Below are 16,651 nucleotides of genomic sequence, written 5' to 3'. Positions count from 1 at the left end.
GGCCGTGGCTGGTTGCGGCATAGTCGGGGTTTTCCCGATGGAGCGCCGCCATGGCCCAGATGACCCCGGAAGAGCTGCAGCACCTGGCCGAAGAGGTGCTTGCGGCCCAGGGTTTCAGTCAACCGCAGAGTACAGCCATCGCCGCCATGATGGTGGCCGGCCAGCGTGATGACTGTGCCTCCCACGGCATCTATCGGCTGCTGGGCATCGTCAAGACGCTCAAGGCCGGCAAGGTGGTGCCGGATGCCGAACCCCGCATCGAGGACGTGGCGCCGGCCATCGTCCGGGTCGATGCCGGGGGTGGCTTCTCGCCGCTGGCCTTCCACGCCGGTCTGCCGCTGCTGGAAGCCAAGGCGCGCGCCTGTGGCCTGGCGGCCCTGGCGATCAACAACTGCGTGCACTTCTCGGCGCTCTGGGTGGAGATGGAAGCCCTCACCGCCAGGGGCCTGGTGGCCCTGGCCTGCAATCCGACCCAGGCCTATGTCGCCCCGGCCGGCGGTCGTCGCCCGCTGTTCGGTACCAATCCCATCGCCTTTGGCTGGCCGCGACCGGAAGGGCAACCCTTCGTCTTCGATTTCGCCACCAGCGCCGTGGCCCGCGGCGAAATCGAATTGCACCGCCGTGCCGGCAAGGCCCTGCCCGAAGGCTGGGGAGTGGATGCCGAGGGCGCTCCCAGCAGCGATGCCCGCACCGTGCTGGAGGAGGGCGCCATGCTCACCTTTGGTGGTCACAAGGGCTCGGCGCTGTCGGCCATGATCGAATTGCTCGCCGGACCCCTGATCGGCGATCTCACCAGCCCGGAATCTTCCGCGGTCGACGCCGGCGCGGGTGGCTTGCCCTATCACGGCGAACTCATCCTGGCCTTCGATCCCCAGCGCTTTCTCGGCGCCGCGGTAGGCGACTACCAGCAGCGCGCCGAGCAGTTGTTCGCCGGCATCGAGGCCCAGGGCGCCCGCCTGCCGTCGCAGCGCCGCTACCAGGCGCGGGCTCGCAATACCACCCGTGGCTGGGTGGAGGTGCCGGACGAACTCCTAGCCGACGTCCGGGCCCTGCTACCTGGCTGAGCCGGGACGCGATGCGCATCACCTGAAGGAGGCTGCGACAACGCGGCCTCTGAACCCCGTGCCAGACGCAGGGTCCACGACTGGCCCCCTTAGTGCCAGCCCTGGGTCTTCATGTACGCCGACGACACCGATCGCCCCCATCACCGCGGCCTGCTGCTGCTGAGCATCACCCTGATGGTGCTGGTGTACTTTCTCGACAACCTGTCCATCGCCCTGGCCAACCGCTATGTCTATGGCGGCCTCGGCATCGACCCGCGCAGCTACAGCCTGGCGACCGCCTGCTACAGCGTCGCCGTCATCGTCACCAGCGCGCCGCACCAGTGGTTCGCCCAGCGCCTGGGCTATCGCAACCTGATCTTTACCGCCGTCGGCATCCATCTGGTCGGCCAGGTGTGCTGCCTGGTGGCCACCGATCTGCCGATTTTCATCGCCGGACGCGTCCTGATGGGCGCCGGCGCCGCCACCTTCTTTGCCGGGGCGCGGGTGCTGGTGCAGATGTATTTCTCCGGTCCGCAGCTGCCGACCGGGATCCGCGCCTTCGCCTCGGGCGTGCCCCTGGGGGGTGCGCTGGCGTCCTTCACCACCGCGGAATTGCTGGAAGGCCATCAGTGGCGCGCCATCTTCATGGTGCCGGCGCTGGCCTGCGCGTTGGTGGCCATTTGCGTCTGGCTGTCGCTGCCGCGGCGTTCCCACCCGCTGGAGAATTCCGGGGCGCCGTCGCTGCTGTCCATGGTGCTGCTGGCGGGTGGCAGTCTGCTGTTGACCACCACCACCCAGCGGCTGGCCTTCGATTTCTTCAGCGATGGTCCGTGGCTGGCCCTGGAGCTGCTGCTGGGCACGGCGATCCTCGGGCTCTACGTCTATTACGAGCGCGGCCTGGCACGGCCTACCCTGGACTTCAAGCACGCCATCACCCCCGGCTTTCTCGCCGGCATGCTGTTCATGATGCTCAATTACTTCCTGCTCGGGGCCTACAACTTCATCATTCCCCAGTATGTGGTCAACGGTCTGCAGCTGCCGGTCTATACCGCCGGGGGCGTCATGGCGCTGGGCTGGCTGTGCGGCCTGGCACCCTTGCTGATGATCACCTCGGTGCGGCTGCGCGAGCGCTTTCCCTGGGGCGGCTTTCGCAAGTACCTGGTGGCGGGCTATCTGCTGCTGGCCGGCTACGGCTTCTGGATGGTGCACCAGCACGGCGACGTGCCCCTCTATCAGCAGCTGGTGCCGGGCCTGATGATGCATGGCACCTACCTGATCGGCACCTTCGCGGTGATCATCATGTACACCTTCATGCGCGTCGAGCCGGCCTATTTCAGCCAGGCCTACCAGATCAAGAACATGACCCAGCAACTGGTCATGCCCATGGGTATCGTGCTGTCCAACGTCTTCCTGCAGTGGCGCGACGCCTTCCATGCCACGGTGCTCAGCGCTGCGGTCAACCCCTATGCCCCGAACTACCAGGCCTACGGCGAACGCTATCGGCAGGCTACCGGCGCCGACAGCGCCCTGGCGCAGATCTCCAGTCTGGTCACCCGCCAGAGTCAGGTGCTGGGCTATCTCGACTATTTCTGGCTGGTCGGCTGGATCGGTCTGGCGCTGGCGGTCTACATGGCCGTACAGCGGCATTTCCGCTAGCGCACGACGATTGCCCGCCCTTAAGCCGACGTTCAGCTGGCGACCACCATAATGCGGGCCTTTGCAGGTCGCGGCGGTTGCCGGGAGCCTGCGCCGGTCGGCCGCGCCCCGGTCGGTCCGGAGCTTGCATTGCTGGGCTGTCGGGCTTTGTGGAACAATGCGGGCAACGATATTTTTCAAGGGTGGCAGCCGTGATCGACGCTGATGGTTTTCGCCCCAATGTCGGCATCATTCTCGCCAACGATGCCGGCCAAGTACTGTGGGCTCGCCGCATCAACCAGGATGCCTGGCAGTTTCCCCAGGGTGGGATCGATGACCGGGAAACGCCCGAAGAGGCGCTGTACCGGGAGCTCAACGAAGAGGTGGGGCTGAGCCCCGATGATGTCCGTATCCTGGCCTGTACGCGGGGCTGGCTGAGGTATCGTCTGCCGCAGCGCATGGTGCGCACCCACAGCCGTCCGCTGTGCATCGGCCAGAAGCAGAAGTGGTTTCTGCTGCGGCTGACCGCGGAAGAGCAGCGGGTGCGGATGGATGTGACGGGCAAGCCGGAATTCGATGGCTGGCGCTGGGTAAGCTACTGGTACCCTCTGGGCCAGGTGGTGACCTTCAAGCGAGAGGTCTATCGGCGGGCGCTCAAGGAGTTGGCACCCCGCTTGCTGGCCTGATTGCCGGTACGGCCGGTGCGAAAGAGGTGAGGAGAAGCTGTGGTCATGCAGGATGAACGACACGTGATGCACGCCGGCGGATCCGCCGGGCGTCGGCTGCGGAGGCGCTAGATGCTTGCAGTTCTGCGCAAGATCGTCCAGGAGGTCAATGCCGCCAAGGATCTGGGGTCGGCACTGTCCATCATCGTGCAGCGCGTCCGCGCGGCTATGCAGTCGCAGGTCTGCTCCGTCTATCTGCTGGATCCGGACACCAACCGTTTCGTGCTGATGGCCACCGAGGGCCTAAACAAGAAGTCCATCGGCCGGGTCAGCATGGCCCCCAACGAGGGCCTGGTCGGTCTGGTCGGCACCCGCGAAGAGCCGCTCAATCTCGAAGACGCCGCCAGCCACCCGCGCTTTCGCTATTTCGCCGAGACCGGTGAGGAACGCTATGCGTCTTTCCTCGGTGCACCCATCATCCACCACCGTCGGGTCATGGGCGTGCTGGTGGTGCAGCAGAAGGAACGCCGTCAGTTCGACGAGGGCGAGGAAGCCTTCCTGGTCACCATGAGCGCCCAGCTCGCCGGGGTGATCGCCCATGCCGAGGCCACCGGGACCATCCGTGGTCTGGATCGGCAGGGCAGGGGCATCCAGGAAGCCCGCTTCGTCGGCATCCCCGGCTCGCCCGGGGTCGGCGTCGGCAAGGCGGTGGTGGTCCTGCCACCGGCCGACCTGGAAGTCGTCCCGGACAAGACCGTGACCGACATCGACGCCGAGCTGCAGTTGTTCCGCTCGGCGCTGGAAGGCGTGCGGGCGGACATGAAGGCGCTGTCCAAGCGGCTGTCCACCCAGTTGCGCAAGGAAGAGCAGGCGCTGTTCGACGTCTATCTGATGATGCTCGACGACGCCGCCCTCGGTAACGAGGTGACCACCATCATCAAGAGCGGCCAGTGGGCCCAGGGCGCCCTGCGCCAGGTGGTGATGGAGCACGTCCAGCGCTTCGAGCTGATGGACGACGCCTATCTGCGCGAACGCGCCGCCGATGTGCGTGACCTCGGGCGCCGGTTGCTGGCCTATCTGCAGCAGGCCCACCAGGCCTGCCTGATCTACCCGGAAAACACCATCCTGGTCAGCGAGGAGCTCTCGCCGGCCATGCTCGGCGAGGTGCCCGAGGGGCGCCTGGTCGGCCTGATCTCGGTACTAGGTTCGGGCAACTCCCACGTCGCCATCCTGGCGCGTGCCATGGGCGTGCCCACCGTCATGGGCGCGGTGGACCTGCCATATTCCAAGGTGGACGGCATCGACCTCATCGTCGACGGCTACCACGGCGAGATATTCACCAACCCTTCGCCGACGCTGATCAAGCAGTACGGCGACGTGGTGGAAGAGGAACGCCAGCTGACCCAGGGCCTCGACGCCCTGCGCAGCCTGCCCTGCGAGACCCTCGACGGCCACCGCATGCCGCTGTGGGTCAACACCGGCCTGATGGCCGACGTGGCCCGCGCCCAGCAGCGGGGCGCCGAAGGGGTCGGGCTGTATCGCACCGAAGTCCCCTTCATGGTCAATGAGCGCTTTCCCAGCGAGAAGGAGCAGCTCTCCATCTATCGCGAGCAGCTGGCGGCCTTCCATCCGGCGCCGGTGACCATGCGCACCCTGGACGTTGGCGGCGACAAGGCGCTGTCCTATTTCCCGATCAAGGAAGACAACCCCTTCCTGGGCTGGCGCGGCATCCGCGTCACCCTGGATCATCCGGAAATCTTCCTGGTGCAGACCCGCGCCATGCTCAAGGCCAGCGAAGGCCTGAACAACCTGCGCATCATGCTGCCGATGATCTCCGGCGTGCACGAGGTGGAGGAATCCCAGCATCTGTTGCATCGTGCCTGGTGCGAGGTGCGTGACGAAGGTGTCGACATTCCCATGCCGCCGGTGGGCGTCATGGTCGAGGTACCCTCGGCGGTCTACCAGGCCCGTGATCTGGCGCGCCAGGTAGACTTCATCTCGGTAGGCTCCAACGACCTGACCCAGTACCTGCTGGCGGTGGATCGCAACAATCCGCGGGTGGCCGATCTCTACGACTACTTCCACCCGGCGGTGCTGCAGGCGCTGCAACAGGTGGTCGATGGCGCCCATGCCGAAGGGGTGCCGGTCAGCATCTGCGGCGAGATGGCCGGCGATCCGGCGGCGGCGGTGCTGCTCATGGGTATGGGCTTCGATACCCTGTCGATGAACGCCACCAACCTGCCCAAGGTGAAATGGCTGCTGCGCCAGGTCACCCTGGAAAAGGCCCGGGAACTGGTGCAGCAGATGCGCCAGATCGACAACCCCCAGGTCATCCACAGCGCCCTGCATCTCGCCTTGCGCAACCTCGGACTGGGTCGGGTGATCAACCCGGCGGCCAGCGTCCAGAGCTGAGCGTGTCCGGCGGGAAGGCCGCTTCCCGCCGGGCAGGCAGCGGCGTACCATGCCGCCTCCTGCGCCCGAGGTGATGATGGATCTCTTGCTCTTCCTGGTGCTCGGCGTCTGCGCCGGGCTGCTGGCCGGTCTGTTCGGGGTCGGCGGCGGCCTGATCATCGTGCCGGTGCTGGTCTACAGCTTTACCGCCCAGGGCCTCGATCCGGATATCCTCACCCACCTGGCGGTGGGTACCTCGCTGGCCACCATCGTCTTCACCTCGCTCAATTCCGTCTGGGCCCATCACCGGCTTGGCGCCGTGCGCTGGCGCCTGTTCGCCTGGATGGCCCTGGGCATCGTCTTCGGCAGCGCCCTGGGTGGGTTGACCGCCGCCGCCATCCACGGCCCGCTGCTGCAGAAGATCATCGGTACCTTCGCCATCCTCATCGCCCTGCAGTTGGCGCTGGACCTGCGCCCCAAGGCCCAGGCCGGTGAGCCGGGCAAGCCGGCGCTGACGGTGGCCGGGGTGGTGATCGGCTGGGCCTCGGCCATCTTCGGCATCGGCGGCGGCTCGCTTACCGTCCCCTTCCTGATCTGGCGCAGCCTGAGCATGCCGCAGGCGGTGGCCACCTCGGCGGCCTGCGGCCTGCCCATTGCCCTGTCCGGGGCGCTGTCCTTCATCCTGGTCGGCTGGCAGCAGCCGGGCCTGCCCGCCTGGAGCCTGGGCTATGTCTATCTGCCGGCCTTGCTGGGTATCGCCCTGACCAGCATGTTCTCGGCCCGTTTCGGTGCGCGACTGGCCCATCGCCTGTCGCCCCGACTGCTCAAGCGCCTGTTCGCCCTGTTGCTGTTCGGCGTCGGTCTCAACTTCTTACTCTGATCCCCTTCAAGGAGGCACCATGCTGCCGTATCCGCAAATAGACCCGGTGGCCCTGTCGCTGGGGCCGCTGAAGATCCACTGGTACGGGCTCATGTACCTGGTGGGGATCGGTGGCGCCTGGTGGTTGGCCAAGCGTCGGCTCAATCGCTTCGATCCGCGCTGGACCAGCGAGACGCTGTCGGATCTGGTGTTCTGGGTGGCGCTGGGGGTCATCGCCGGGGGGCGACTCGGCTACGTGCTGTTCTACAACCTGGCGGAGTACATCGCCAATCCGACGCTGATCTTCGAGGTCTGGAAGGGCGGCATGTCCTTCCACGGCGGCCTGCTCGGCGTGATCCTGGCGGTCTGGTGGTTCGGCAAGCGCCACAACAAGGGCTTCTTCGAGCTGATGGACTTCATCGCCCCGCTGGTACCCATCGGCCTCGGTGCCGGCCGCATCGGCAACTTCATCAACGCCGAGCTCTGGGGCAAGCCCACCGATGTCCCTTGGGCGATGATCTTCCCGCCCTACAGCGATCCGGCCCAGCTGCCGCGGCATCCTTCGCAGCTCTATCAGTTCGCCCTGGAAGGCGTGGCGCTGTTCGTGATCCTCTGGCTGTATTCGCGCAAGCCGCGGCCGACCATGGCCGTGTCCGGCCTGTTCGTGCTCTGCTATGGCATCTTCCGCTTCATCGTCGAATTCGTGCGGGTGCCCGATGCCCAGCTCGGCTATCTGGCCTGGGGCTGGCTGACCATGGGGCAGGTGCTCTGCGTGCCCATGGTGTTGGGCGGTATCGCGCTCATGGTCTATGCCCATCGCCGCGCGCCGCAGCCGGTCGTCCGCGCCGAATGACGTCTGGGGACCGCCCGCATGACAAGTGCGGGCGGCCTGTTATAGTTCAGGGACCACCATCACAACCGCGCAAGGGATCAGCCGTATGAATCCGTTCCGTAGCCTGGCTGCCGTGCTGGCGCTGGCCCTGACGATGCAGGTCCTGCCGGCGCAGGCGCAACAGGCTCAGGGTGACGTCACCGAGTATCAGACCGCCGACCAGGCGTTCGGTGAAGCCCAGGCTCCCGCCGCCTTTTCCATGATCGGCGATCTCTTGATCGCGCGGCCGCTGCTGATCGCCGCCACCGTGATCGGCGCGGGCGTCTTCGTGGTCAGTCTGCCATTCACCGCTGCGGGCGGTAACATCGGCAAGGCCGGCAAGGCCCTGGTGGTCGAGCCGGGCAAGGCGGCCTTCGTGCGCTGCCTGGGCTGCACCCAGAGCGGCTACGGGCGTACCGAGTAAGGCCCTGGCGCTAGCCCTGGCCGCTGATCTTCAGGTATTTGTCGTGCAGCTGCTCCTTGGTCTCGACATGGTTTTCGTCGAGAGGGATGCAGTCCACCGGACAGACCTGCTGGCACTGGGGTTCGTCGTAATGGCCCACGCACTCGGTGCACAGGTTCGGATCGATCACGTAGATCTCCGCGCCCTGAGAGATGGCGCCGTTCGGGCACTCAGGCTCGCACACGTCGCAGTTGATGCAATCGTCGGTAATGATGAGGGACATCGTCGGCTCCTCGCCACGCGAACGCGCAGCGATCCAAAAGTCAGGCGCGCATTTTGCCCCATCCGCGCGCCGGCTGCACCCGACAGTCCTTGGGGTTAATCAGCTGGCCGGGGCAAAACGCTCCAGCAGCGCCTGATGCACGGTGGGATGGACGAACTTGGTCACGTCGCCACCGAGGGCCGCGATCTCGCGCACCAGGGTGGAGGACAGGTAGGAATAGTGTTCCGACGGGGTCAGGAACATGCTTTCCGCCTGGGGCGCCAGCACCCGGTTCATGTTGGCCAGCTGGAATTCGAACTCGAAATCCGACACGGCGCGCAGGCCGCGCAGGATGATGGTCGCCTTCTGCTGTTCCACCAGGGTGGCCAGCAGGCAGCTGAAGCCGATCACCTCGACGTTGGGCAGGTGCGCGGTCACCGCCTTGGCCAGCTCGACCCGACGTTCCAGCGGAAACAGCGGGTTCTTCTTGGGGCTGGCCGCCACCGCCACCACGACTTCGTCGAACAGCCGCGAGGCGCGCTCCACCAGATCGCCATGGCCCTTGGTGATGGGGTCGAAGGTGCCGGGGTATAGCACTCGGTTCATGACGCTGTCCTGGGGGCGAAGCTGTTGGGGCTTGGATGGTAGCTCAGGGGCGGGGTGAGGCCAAGGCGACAGCCGCCAGGATCGCCGACCCGGGGGCGTTTATCGGCCGGATGGCGCTGCCCGTTGGCTGACCAGCCAGTCGGGGATGCGCCGTTCCAGATAGTAGTCCGGGTCGCGAAAGGAGCCGCCGACGAAACCCACGTGGCCGCCGTGGGGCAGGCGCTCGAACAGGGTGTCGGGCGCCAGTTCGGCGCGGGCGGGCAGGGCGTCGGTGCCGATGAAGGGATCGTCCTCGGCCTGGATCAGCAGGGTGGGGATGCGCATACCCCCCAGGTAATAGCGGCTGGAGGCCTGGCGATAGTAGTCCCGGGCATCGCGAAAGCCATGCAGGGGCGCGGTGTATCTGTCGTCGAAGTCCCAGAAGGTCTTGAGCCCCTCGGGCGGGCCCAGGCGGGCGAGGATCTCGTGCTGCTCGGGATGGCGCTCGCGATCGAACAGTGCCTGCTTGTCGCGCACATAGCGCGCCAGTTCGCGGATGAAGTGTCGCTGATAGATACGCGAGAAGCCGATGCCGATGCGATCGGCGCAGAGGTCCAGACGAAAGGGCACCGACACCGCCACCGCGGCTCGTAGTCCGCTTTCCGCGCCGCGCTCACCGAGGTACTTGAGCAGCACATTGCCACCAAGGGAAAAGCCCACCGCATACAGCGGAGCCTCCGGACGACTGGCCTGCAGATGGCGCACCACTGCCGCCAGGTCTTCGCTGACGCCGGAGTGATAGCCGCGCGGCAGGCGGTTGGGTTCGCCGGAGCAGCCGCGCCAGTTGAGGCCGACGCTGGCCCAGCCGCGGGCGGCGAGGGCGAATTGCAGGCCAAGTACGTAGTGGGAGCCGGAGCTGCCGGTCAGGCCGTGGGCGATCAGCACCAGGGGCGCCTGTGGGTCCTCGGCGTGATACCAGTCCAGATCGAGGAAGTCGCCATCCTCCAGCCATAGCCGTTCGCGCGGGCGAGTGATGGGCGGCAGGCGGCGCCACAGCGAGCCCCAGAGGGTCTGCAGGTGCGGACCGGGCAGCCAGCGCGCCGGGCGAAAGGGGGCGCTGTTCACGCCTGGCGGTGCCAGAGGGCGTAGTGGACGTTGCCGGTCTTCTTCTCGCGGTGCAGTTGCCAGGTCGCGGGCAGGCTCAGGCGCGAGGGCTGGGTCTCGCTCTCGGTGTAGATCCAGGCGTCCGCGGCGAGCCAGCCCTGGGCTTCCAGGGTCGCGCAGGCCGGCTCCAGCAGGTCCTGGCCAAAGGGCGGATCGAGAAACACCAGGTCGAAGGGCGTCGCCGCCGGCTTGGCCAGCGCCTGCAGGGCGTCGGTTTGGCGTACCTCGGCCTGGGCGCAGCCGAGGGCCTGCAGATGGCCGCGCAGGGCATTGGCGGCCTGGGCATTGAGGTCGAAGGCCAGCGCCGGGCCGGCGCCGCGGGAGAGGGCTTCCAGCAGTAGGGCGCCACTGCCGGCGAAGGGGTCCAGCACCCGCGCGCCCGGGGTGACGGCGGCCAGCCAGTTGAACAGGGTCTCGCGGACCCGATCCGGGGTGGGTCTCAGGCCCAGGGCATCGGGAAAGACGAAGCGCCGGCTGCGCCAGTCGCCACCGATGATGCGCAGTTGGTTGGCGGTCTTCTGGGCCATGCTAGTGCTCCGGAACGCCGCTGGGCGGCAGGTTGGGAAGAGGGCGGGGTGGCGGCAGCGGCTGCTGGGCGACCCGTGGGCCGGCGCTGACCACGACGAAGTTGGCCGGATCCAGGTGGCGCTGTAGGGCGGCATGCACCTGTTCCACCGTCAGCCGGCGGACCTGCTGGAGGAAGTCATCGAGGTAGCTGCTGGGCAGGTCATAGAAGCCGATGTTGCCCAGTTGCGCGACGATGGCGCCGTTGCTGGCGTTGGCCAGTGGGAAGCTGCCTTCGATCTGCCGCTTGGCGCGGTCCAGTTCGGCCTGGGTAGGGCCCTGGGCCAGGTAGTCGCGCAGCAGGTCACGGACCAGGGCCAGGGTGGCATCGCCCAGTTCGGCGCGGGTCTGCAGGCCGAGGGTGAAGGGGCCAGGCTGACGCATGGGGGTGAAGCCCGAGCTGACGCCGTAGGTGAGACCGCGGCGTTCGCGCAATTCGGTCATCAGGCGACTGCCGAAACCGCCACCGCCAAGGATCTGGTTGCCGACGAAGAGGGCGGCATAGTCGGGATCGCGGCGGGTGATGCCGAGTTGGCCGAGCAGCAGGCGCGTCTGCTGCGCCGGGATCTCCAGCTGCACCCGGGCCGGTGCGGCAGGCGCTGGCACCGGCAGTGGCGGCAGGGCCGGGCCGCGGGGCAGGGCGCGCGACAGCTGGGCGGCGATCTGCTCGGCGCGGGCGCGATCCAGGTCGCCGGTGAGGGCGATCACGGCATTGCCGGCGGCATAGGCACGGGCATGGAAGGCCGTAAGGCTGGCCGCGTCGAGGCGTGCCAGTCCGGCTGCCGTGCCCCGTGGCGAATGGGCATAGGGATGGCTGCCATAGAGACGTTCCTGCAGCGCTTCGCCGGCCAGGCTGGCCGGCTCGCGACGGCTGGCGGCGATCAGCGTCAGCAACTGGTCGCGGATGCGTTGGATGGCCTCGGCGGGAAAGGTCGGGCGACCGACCACGTCGGCCAGCAGTGCCAGGGCCGGTTCGCTGTGGGCCGGATCGGCGAGGGTGCGCAGCCCGGCCACCGCCTGGTCACGGTAGGCGCCGTTGCTGAAATCGGCGCCCAGGCGCTCGAAGCCGTCGGCGATGGCGCCGGCATCGCGTCCCGGGGTGCCTTCGTTGAGCAGGCCGTTGGTCAGCATGGCCAGGCCCGGCGTGGCGCCGTCCTGGCTGCTGCCGGCGGCGAAGATCAGGCGCACGTCAAACATCGGCAATTCCGGCGCCGGCACGAACAGCACCTGGGCGCCCTCGGCGGTGCGCCAGCGCTGGATGTCCAGCTGGCGCCCCAGGGGCGGTGCCTCCTTGAGGGTCTTGAGGCTGTCTACGGCGGGATAGGCGGGCGCCAGGTCGCCGACCGGGGTGGGGGACTGACAGCCCGCGAGCAGGCACAGCGCAAGGCACAGCAGACGCTTCATCGACGGGCCTCCGCGGTGGGTTCGGGGCGCAACTGGCCCAGGGTCAGGCGCTCGCGGGTGAAGTAGGTACGGGCCACGCGGCGCAGGTCGTCGGGAGTGACCTGGCCCAGCTCGTCGAGCAGCCGATCGCCCTGGCGCCAGCCGAGGCCGACGCTTTCCAACTGGCCGATGCTGCTGGCCTGGGCGGTGATGGAGTCGCGGCCATAGACCAATCCGGCCACCAGCAGGGCGCGGACCCGGGCCAGTTCCTCGGCGCTGGGCGGCTCGCGCTTGAGCAGGTCCAGTTGCGCCCAGAAGGCCGCTTCCAGCTGGTCGAGGGTCTTGCCACGCTGGGTATTGGGGGTGCCGCTGAGCAGGAAGAGGCTGTCGCCGCGGGTATAGGCGCCATAGGCGGCGCGCACGCTGCTGGCCACTTCCGCGCCGCGTTCGAGACGACTGGGCAGGCGTGCCCCCGAGCCGCCGCTGAGCAGGGCGGCCAGCAGTTGCAGCGCATAGGCATCGCGCGGCTGGGCGGCGGTGGCCAGGCTGGGCACGTTGAAGCTCATCAGCAGGCTGGGCAGTTCACGGGCCTGCAGGGCCAGACGACGCTCGCCCGGCGCGGGCAGTTCCAGCGGGCGTCGCGGCGCGGCCAGGTCGCTGCGGGGGATGCTGCCGAACCAGCGCTGCACCTCGGCGCGGATTGCCTGGGGCTCGACGTCGCCCACCACCACCAGGGTGGCGTTATTGGGTGCGTACCAGGTCTGGTACCAGCGGCGCAGGTCGTCGACGCCGAGGCGCTGCAGGTCCTGGGGCCAGCCGATGGTGGGGTTGCGATAGCCGCTGGCCGGGTAGGCCGCGGCCTTGAAACGTTCGAAGGACAGCGCCTCGGGCCGGTCGTCGGTGCGCAGCCGGCGTTCCTCCTTGATCACCTCCAGCTCGCGGCTGACCTCGTCGGGCGCCAGGCGCAGGTGCTGCATGCGATCGGCTTCCAGCTCCAGGGCCACCGGCAGGCGATCGCGGGCGAGCAGCTGGTAGTAGACGGTGTAGTCATCGGTGGTGAAGGCATTCTCCTCGGCGCCCAGATCGCGCAGCAGGTGCGAGGCCTCGCCGGCACCGAGCTTGCGGCTGCCCTTGAACATCAGGTGTTCCAGGGCATGGGACAAGCCGGTCGCGCTGGGCGCCTCCAGGCTCGACCCCACGCGATACCAGAGTTGCACCACGGCGACCGGCGCCCGGTGATCTTCGCGGACCACCAGCTTGAGGCCGTTGTCGAGGGTGAATTCCTCGGTGTTCTGCCGGCTGGCGGTGGCCAGGGCGAGGGTGGGGAGCAGGCTGAGCAGGACGACCAGGGCGGTCCGACGGAAGCGGGAGGCGGGCATCGCGAGAGCAGGCCTTGTAGCGCGGTAGGGGACGAAGCGGCTGCGTCCTGGGGACGGTCGCGCGTTTTTCGCCGACGGGGAGGTCTTCCGCCCGGCAGGCTGCTAGGATACGCATCCCTTTTCCCGACGGCCATGCCTGACGGTCGAGCCCCGCCTGGCGGAGCTCCCGCAGCTGGCTCGTCCGTTCGATACAGAGCCCTGCATGTTTGGATCCGACGACAAGAAGTCTCCCCCCGCGGAGAAGAAAGGCCTGTTCGGCTGGTTCCGCAAGAAGACTGCCGAACCCGTAGCGACGCCGGCCGAAGCCCCCGCCGCCGCGCCCGAAGCCGAAGAGCGCTTGCCCGAGCTGCTGACCAGCGAACCGGTGCAGCATAAGGAGCCGGTACCCGAGCCGCCGGATGCGATCCCCTCGCTGACCCCGGTCGCCGAAGAGGAGGCCCCGTCGCCGGTGGCCCTGACGGCGCTGGTCGAGCCGCTGGTGGCCGATCCCATCCTGCCGCCGGTCGAGGTCGAGCCGGTAGTTGTGCCCGAGGCAGAGCCCGAGCCGGTATCGGCGCCGGTCACGCCACTGGCACCGGTAGTTCCTGCGCCTGTCGTAGAGCCCGAGCCCGAGCCTGCTCCAGCCCTGGTCGTACCCGTCGCGCCCGTCGCGCCCGTCGCCCCGGTCCGTCCTGAGCCTGTGGTGGCGCCCGAACCTGAACCCGAACCCGCTCCACCCGCCGTTGCCGCCACCCCGGCCGAACCGGCCAAGCTGGGTTTCTTCGCCCGCCTGCGTCAGGGGCTGTCCAAGACCAGCGCTAGCCTCGGCGAAGGCATGGCCAGTCTGTTCCTCGGCAAGAAGGCCATCGACGATGACCTGCTCGAAGAGCTGGAGACCCGCCTGCTGACCGCCGACGTCGGCGTCGAGGCCACCGGCGTCATCATGCGCAACCTGACCCAGAAGGTGGCGCGCAAGCAGCTGGCCGACAGCGAGGCGCTCTATCAGGCCCTGCAGCAGGAGCTCACCGAGATGCTGCTGCCGGTGGAACAGCCGCTGGTGATCGACACCTCGCACAAGCCCTACGTCATCCTGGTGGTCGGTGTGAACGGCGCCGGCAAGACCACCACCATCGGCAAGCTGGCCAAGCGCCTGCAGAACGACGGCAAGAAGGTCATGCTGGCCGCTGGCGACACCTTCCGCGCCGCCGCCGTGGAGCAGCTGCAGGTCTGGGGCGAGCGCAACCGCATCCCGGTGATCGCCCAGCACACCGGCGCCGACTCCGCCTCGGTGATCTTCGACGCGGTGCAAGCCGCCAAGGCCCGTGGCATCGATGTGCTGATCGCCGACACCGCCGGCCGGCTGCACACCAAGGACAATCTCATGGAGGAGCTGCGCAAGGTACGCCGGGTGATCGGCAAGCTGGACGAGGCGGCGCCCCACGAGACCCTGCTGGTGCTCGACGCCGGTACCGGCCAGAACGCCCTCAACCAGGCCAAGCAGTTCCACAATGCGGTGCCCCTGACCGGCCTGGCGCTGACCAAGCTCGACGGCACCGCCAAGGGTGGGGTGATCTTCGCCCTGGCCAAGCAGAGCGCCCTGCCGATCCGCTATGTCGGCGTCGGCGAAGGCATCGACGACCTGCGGCCCTTCGAGGCGCGGCCCTTTGTCCAGGCTCTGTTCGCGGAGCGGGGCGTCTCATGATCCAGTTCGACCGCGTCTCCAAGCGCTATCCCAACGGTCACGTCGGCCTGCAGGAACTGAGCTTCCGTGCCGAACGCGGCGAGATTCTCTTCGTCACCGGTCATTCCGGTGCCGGCAAGAGCACCCTGATGCGGTTGATCCTGGCCATGGAGCGCCCCACCGGTGGCAAGCTGACCCTGGCCGGCCAGGATATCTCGCGCATCACCAATGCGCAGATTCCCTTCCTGCGCCGGCAGATCGGCGTGGTCTTCCAGAATCACCAGCTGCTTTACGACCGCACCGTGTTCGACAACGTCGCTCTGCCGCTGCAGATCCTTGGGCTGTCCAAGCCCGAGATCGCCAAGCGTGTGGCCGCCGCCCTGGAGCGGGTCAGCCTCAAGGACAAGCTCGACGACTATCCGGCCGAGCTGTCCACCGGCCAGCAGCAACGGGTCGGCATCGCCCGTGCCGTGGTGCATCGCCCGGCCCTGCTGCTCGCCGATGAACCCACCGGCAACCTCGATCCGCGCCTGGCTTCGGAGATCATGGGCGTCTTCGAGGACATCAACAGCCTCGGCACCACGGTGCTGATCGCCAGCCACGACCATGCCCTCATCGCCCGGCTGCACCATCGCATGCTGACTCTGCAGCGCGGCCGCCTGATCGGCGACGAAGAGGAGAGCCAGCCATGAGCGCCACCGAACTGCCCCGTGGCCAGGAACAGGGCGGCAAGCCCCAGCGTCCGCAGCGCCAGGCCCCGAAGAAACCCAAGAGCGACTGGCGCAGCCCGCTGCACGCCTACCTCGAAGCCCACCGCACCGGCCTGAGGGACAGCCTCAGGCGCATGGTGCAGCAGCCCATAGGCACCTTTCTCACCTGCCTGGTGATGGGCATCGCCCTGGCGCTGCCCATGGGGGTGTCCTTGCTGCTGAAGAACGTCGAGCGCCTGGGCGGCTCCTGGCAGCGCGCGGCGCAGATCTCGGTGTTCCTCGACCTGCGCACCGGCCAGGACCAGGCCGAGGTGCTGATGAGCCAGATCAAGGTCCTGCCCGATGTGGCCGAGGCGCGCTGGATCAGCCCGGACGATGCCCTGAAGGAATTGCAGCAGGACGCCGGCCTCGGCGAGGCGTTGCGCGAATTGCCGCAGAATCCGCTGCCCGGCGTCATCGCCGTGACGCCCAAGGAAATCGACAAGAGTCGTCTCGACATGCTGCGCAGCCAGCTGGCCGAGATGAACGGCGTGCAGCAGGTGCAGCTGGACATGCAGTGGGTCGAGCGCCTCACCGCCATCCTCAAGCTCGGCGAGCGCTTCGTCTTCGGCCTGACCGTGGTGCTGGTGATCGCCCTGCTGCTGGTGATCGGCAACACCATCCGCCTGGCCATCGAGAATCGCCGCACCGAGATCGAGGTGGTCAAGCTGGTGGGGGGTACCGACGGCTACGTGCGCCGGCCCTTCCTCTACATGGGCGCGCTGTTCGGCCTGGGCGCCGGCATCGCCGCCTGGGCGCTGCTGGTGTTCGGCCTCAACTGGCTGAACGGCGCGGTGCTGGATCTGACCGGCCTCTACGGCAGCGATTTCGCCCTGGGCAGCGTCGCCATCGAAGACGGGCTGCAACTACTGATCGGCGCCGTGCTGCTGGGCTACATCGGCGCCTGGCTGGCCGTCGCCCGTCACCTGCGCGAACTCGCGCCGCGCTGACCAACGACCGTTTCCGACACCTTTGGAAACGGTCTAACCCCCTGATGACACAAGCATTTCAAGGCGGTTTTCAGCTGGGGTTAAGGGA

General features: G+C 67.8%; 16 protein-coding genes. 10 read left to right on the top strand and 6 right to left on the bottom strand.

From position 1 onward, the window contains the following. The first annotated feature begins 50 nt into the window (after nt 1–50). The 7 genes from NRG74_RS14065 to NRG74_RS14035 all read left to right on the top strand — a co-directional run bounded on the left by NRG74_RS14065 (nt 51) and on the right by NRG74_RS14035 (nt 7,888). On the top strand, nt 51–1,064 hold the full coding sequence (locus NRG74_RS14065) for an Ldh family oxidoreductase (protein WP_017641016.1): 1,014 nt from the start codon (nt 51–53) through the stop codon (nt 1,062–1,064). 111 nt (nt 1,065–1,175) lie between these two features. Further along, entirely contained in the window at nt 1,176–2,699 is a 1,524-nt protein-coding gene (locus tag NRG74_RS14060; RefSeq protein ID WP_257704578.1) for an MFS transporter, read from the top strand. Between the two features lie 191 nt (nt 2,700–2,890). Then, nucleotides 2,891–3,364 (top strand): RNA pyrophosphohydrolase, encoded by a 474-nt coding sequence (locus NRG74_RS14055; RefSeq protein WP_007161635.1) that lies wholly within the window; start codon nt 2,891–2,893, stop codon nt 3,362–3,364. Nucleotides 3,365–3,475: 111 nt separating this feature from the next. Further along, the gene (ptsP, locus tag NRG74_RS14050; protein WP_160924102.1) at nt 3,476–5,755 is read left to right on the top strand and encodes a phosphoenolpyruvate--protein phosphotransferase; all 2,280 of its coding nucleotides are present in this window, start codon (nt 3,476–3,478) and stop codon (nt 5,753–5,755) included. Nucleotides 5,756–5,831: 76 nt separating this feature from the next. Further along, nucleotides 5,832–6,614, top strand: coding sequence for a sulfite exporter TauE/SafE family protein (locus NRG74_RS14045; RefSeq protein WP_257706597.1), 783 nt, complete (start codon nt 5,832–5,834; stop codon nt 6,612–6,614). A gap of 19 nt (nt 6,615–6,633) precedes the next feature. Continuing rightward, entirely contained in the window at nt 6,634–7,446 is an 813-nt protein-coding gene (lgt, locus tag NRG74_RS14040; protein WP_017641011.1) for a prolipoprotein diacylglyceryl transferase, read from the top strand. An 85-nt stretch (nt 7,447–7,531) separates the two neighbouring features. Then, on the top strand, nt 7,532–7,888 hold the full coding sequence (locus tag NRG74_RS14035) for a hypothetical protein (protein WP_017641010.1): 357 nt from the start codon (nt 7,532–7,534) through the stop codon (nt 7,886–7,888). A 10-nt stretch (nt 7,889–7,898) separates the two neighbouring features. Here NRG74_RS14035 and NRG74_RS14030 read toward each other — a convergent pair whose 3' ends face one another. From NRG74_RS14030 to NRG74_RS14005, 6 genes are all read right to left on the bottom strand, one after another. After that, the gene (locus NRG74_RS14030) at nt 7,899–8,150 is read right to left on the bottom strand and encodes a YfhL family 4Fe-4S dicluster ferredoxin (protein ID WP_017641009.1); all 252 of its coding nucleotides are present in this window, start codon (nt 8,148–8,150) and stop codon (nt 7,899–7,901) included. 99 nt (nt 8,151–8,249) lie between these two features. Continuing rightward, the gene (coaD, locus tag NRG74_RS14025; RefSeq protein WP_007161641.1) at nt 8,250–8,735 is read right to left on the bottom strand and encodes a pantetheine-phosphate adenylyltransferase; all 486 of its coding nucleotides are present in this window, start codon (nt 8,733–8,735) and stop codon (nt 8,250–8,252) included. A gap of 99 nt (nt 8,736–8,834) precedes the next feature. Further along, nucleotides 8,835–9,839 (bottom strand): hydrolase, encoded by a 1,005-nt coding sequence (locus NRG74_RS14020; RefSeq protein ID WP_257704568.1) that lies wholly within the window; start codon nt 9,837–9,839, stop codon nt 8,835–8,837. After that, nucleotides 9,836–10,405 (bottom strand): 16S rRNA (guanine(966)-N(2))-methyltransferase RsmD, encoded by a 570-nt coding sequence (rsmD, locus tag NRG74_RS14015; protein WP_257704566.1) that lies wholly within the window; start codon nt 10,403–10,405, stop codon nt 9,836–9,838. The genes NRG74_RS14020 and rsmD overlap by 4 nt, the downstream gene beginning before the upstream one ends. A gap of 1 nt (nt 10,406) precedes the next feature. After that, entirely contained in the window at nt 10,407–11,846 is a 1,440-nt protein-coding gene (locus NRG74_RS14010; RefSeq protein WP_257704564.1) for a M16 family metallopeptidase, read from the bottom strand. Beyond that, nucleotides 11,843–13,204 carry a M16 family metallopeptidase gene (locus tag NRG74_RS14005; protein ID WP_257704562.1) on the bottom strand — a complete coding sequence of 454 codons (1,362 nt, stop codon included), beginning with the start codon at nt 13,202–13,204 and terminating at the stop codon, nt 11,843–11,845. Before NRG74_RS14005 ends, NRG74_RS14010 begins: the two co-directional genes overlap by 4 nt. 202 nt (nt 13,205–13,406) lie before the next feature. Between NRG74_RS14005 and ftsY the strand changes: the two genes are divergently transcribed. From ftsY to ftsX, 3 genes are read left to right on the top strand one after another with little or no spacing between them, the layout of a single operon-like run. After that, nucleotides 13,407–14,885 (top strand): signal recognition particle-docking protein FtsY, encoded by a 1,479-nt coding sequence (ftsY, locus tag NRG74_RS14000; RefSeq protein ID WP_257704560.1) that lies wholly within the window; start codon nt 13,407–13,409, stop codon nt 14,883–14,885. Next, nucleotides 14,882–15,556 (top strand): cell division ATP-binding protein FtsE, encoded by a 675-nt coding sequence (gene ftsE, locus NRG74_RS13995; protein ID WP_007161647.1) that lies wholly within the window; start codon nt 14,882–14,884, stop codon nt 15,554–15,556. The genes ftsY and ftsE overlap by 4 nt, the downstream gene beginning before the upstream one ends. Continuing rightward, nucleotides 15,553–16,563, top strand: a complete 1,011-nt coding sequence (gene ftsX, locus NRG74_RS13990) for a permease-like cell division protein FtsX (protein WP_257704557.1) — start codon at nt 15,553–15,555, stop codon at nt 16,561–16,563. Before ftsE ends, ftsX begins: the two co-directional genes overlap by 4 nt. Nucleotides 16,564–16,651: the final 88 nt, after the last annotated feature.

This window comes from Pseudomonas oryzihabitans (genome assembly GCF_024652905.1).
Lineage (GTDB): Bacteria > Pseudomonadota > Gammaproteobacteria > Pseudomonadales > Pseudomonadaceae > Chryseomonas > Chryseomonas benzopyrenica.
The sequence above is the reverse complement of the archived record's forward strand: the minus strand, read 5'-3'. Positions and strand labels throughout refer to the sequence as shown.

What these genes read in the sequence shown, in the direction of transcription:
- NRG74_RS14065 (WP_017641016.1), top strand. Translation starts at nt 51, where the DNA reads ATGGCCCAGATGACCCCGGAAGAGCTGCAGCACCTGGCCGAAGAGGTG.
- NRG74_RS14060 (WP_257704578.1), top strand. Translation starts at nt 1,176, where the DNA reads ATGTACGCCGACGACACCGATCGCCCCCATCACCGCGGCCTGCTGCTG.
- ptsP (WP_160924102.1), top strand. Translation starts at nt 3,476, where the DNA reads ATGCTTGCAGTTCTGCGCAAGATCGTCCAGGAGGTCAATGCCGCCAAG.
- NRG74_RS14045 (WP_257706597.1), top strand. Translation starts at nt 5,832, where the DNA reads ATGGATCTCTTGCTCTTCCTGGTGCTCGGCGTCTGCGCCGGGCTGCTG.
- lgt (WP_017641011.1), top strand. Translation starts at nt 6,634, where the DNA reads ATGCTGCCGTATCCGCAAATAGACCCGGTGGCCCTGTCGCTGGGGCCG.
- NRG74_RS14035 (WP_017641010.1), top strand. Translation starts at nt 7,532, where the DNA reads ATGAATCCGTTCCGTAGCCTGGCTGCCGTGCTGGCGCTGGCCCTGACG.
- NRG74_RS14030 (WP_017641009.1), bottom strand. Translation starts at nt 8,150, where the DNA reads ATGTCCCTCATCATTACCGACGATTGCATCAACTGCGACGTGTGCGAG.
- coaD (WP_007161641.1), bottom strand. Translation starts at nt 8,735, where the DNA reads ATGAACCGAGTGCTATACCCCGGCACCTTCGACCCCATCACCAAGGGC.
- rsmD (WP_257704566.1), bottom strand. Translation starts at nt 10,405, where the DNA reads ATGGCCCAGAAGACCGCCAACCAACTGCGCATCATCGGTGGCGACTGG.
- NRG74_RS14010 (WP_257704564.1), bottom strand. Translation starts at nt 11,846, where the DNA reads ATGAAGCGTCTGCTGTGCCTTGCGCTGTGCCTGCTCGCGGGCTGTCAG.
- NRG74_RS14005 (WP_257704562.1), bottom strand. Translation starts at nt 13,204, where the DNA reads ATGCCCGCCTCCCGCTTCCGTCGGACCGCCCTGGTCGTCCTGCTCAGC.
- ftsY (WP_257704560.1), top strand. Translation starts at nt 13,407, where the DNA reads ATGTTTGGATCCGACGACAAGAAGTCTCCCCCCGCGGAGAAGAAAGGC.
- ftsE (WP_007161647.1), top strand. Translation starts at nt 14,882, where the DNA reads ATGATCCAGTTCGACCGCGTCTCCAAGCGCTATCCCAACGGTCACGTC.
- ftsX (WP_257704557.1), top strand. Translation starts at nt 15,553, where the DNA reads ATGAGCGCCACCGAACTGCCCCGTGGCCAGGAACAGGGCGGCAAGCCC.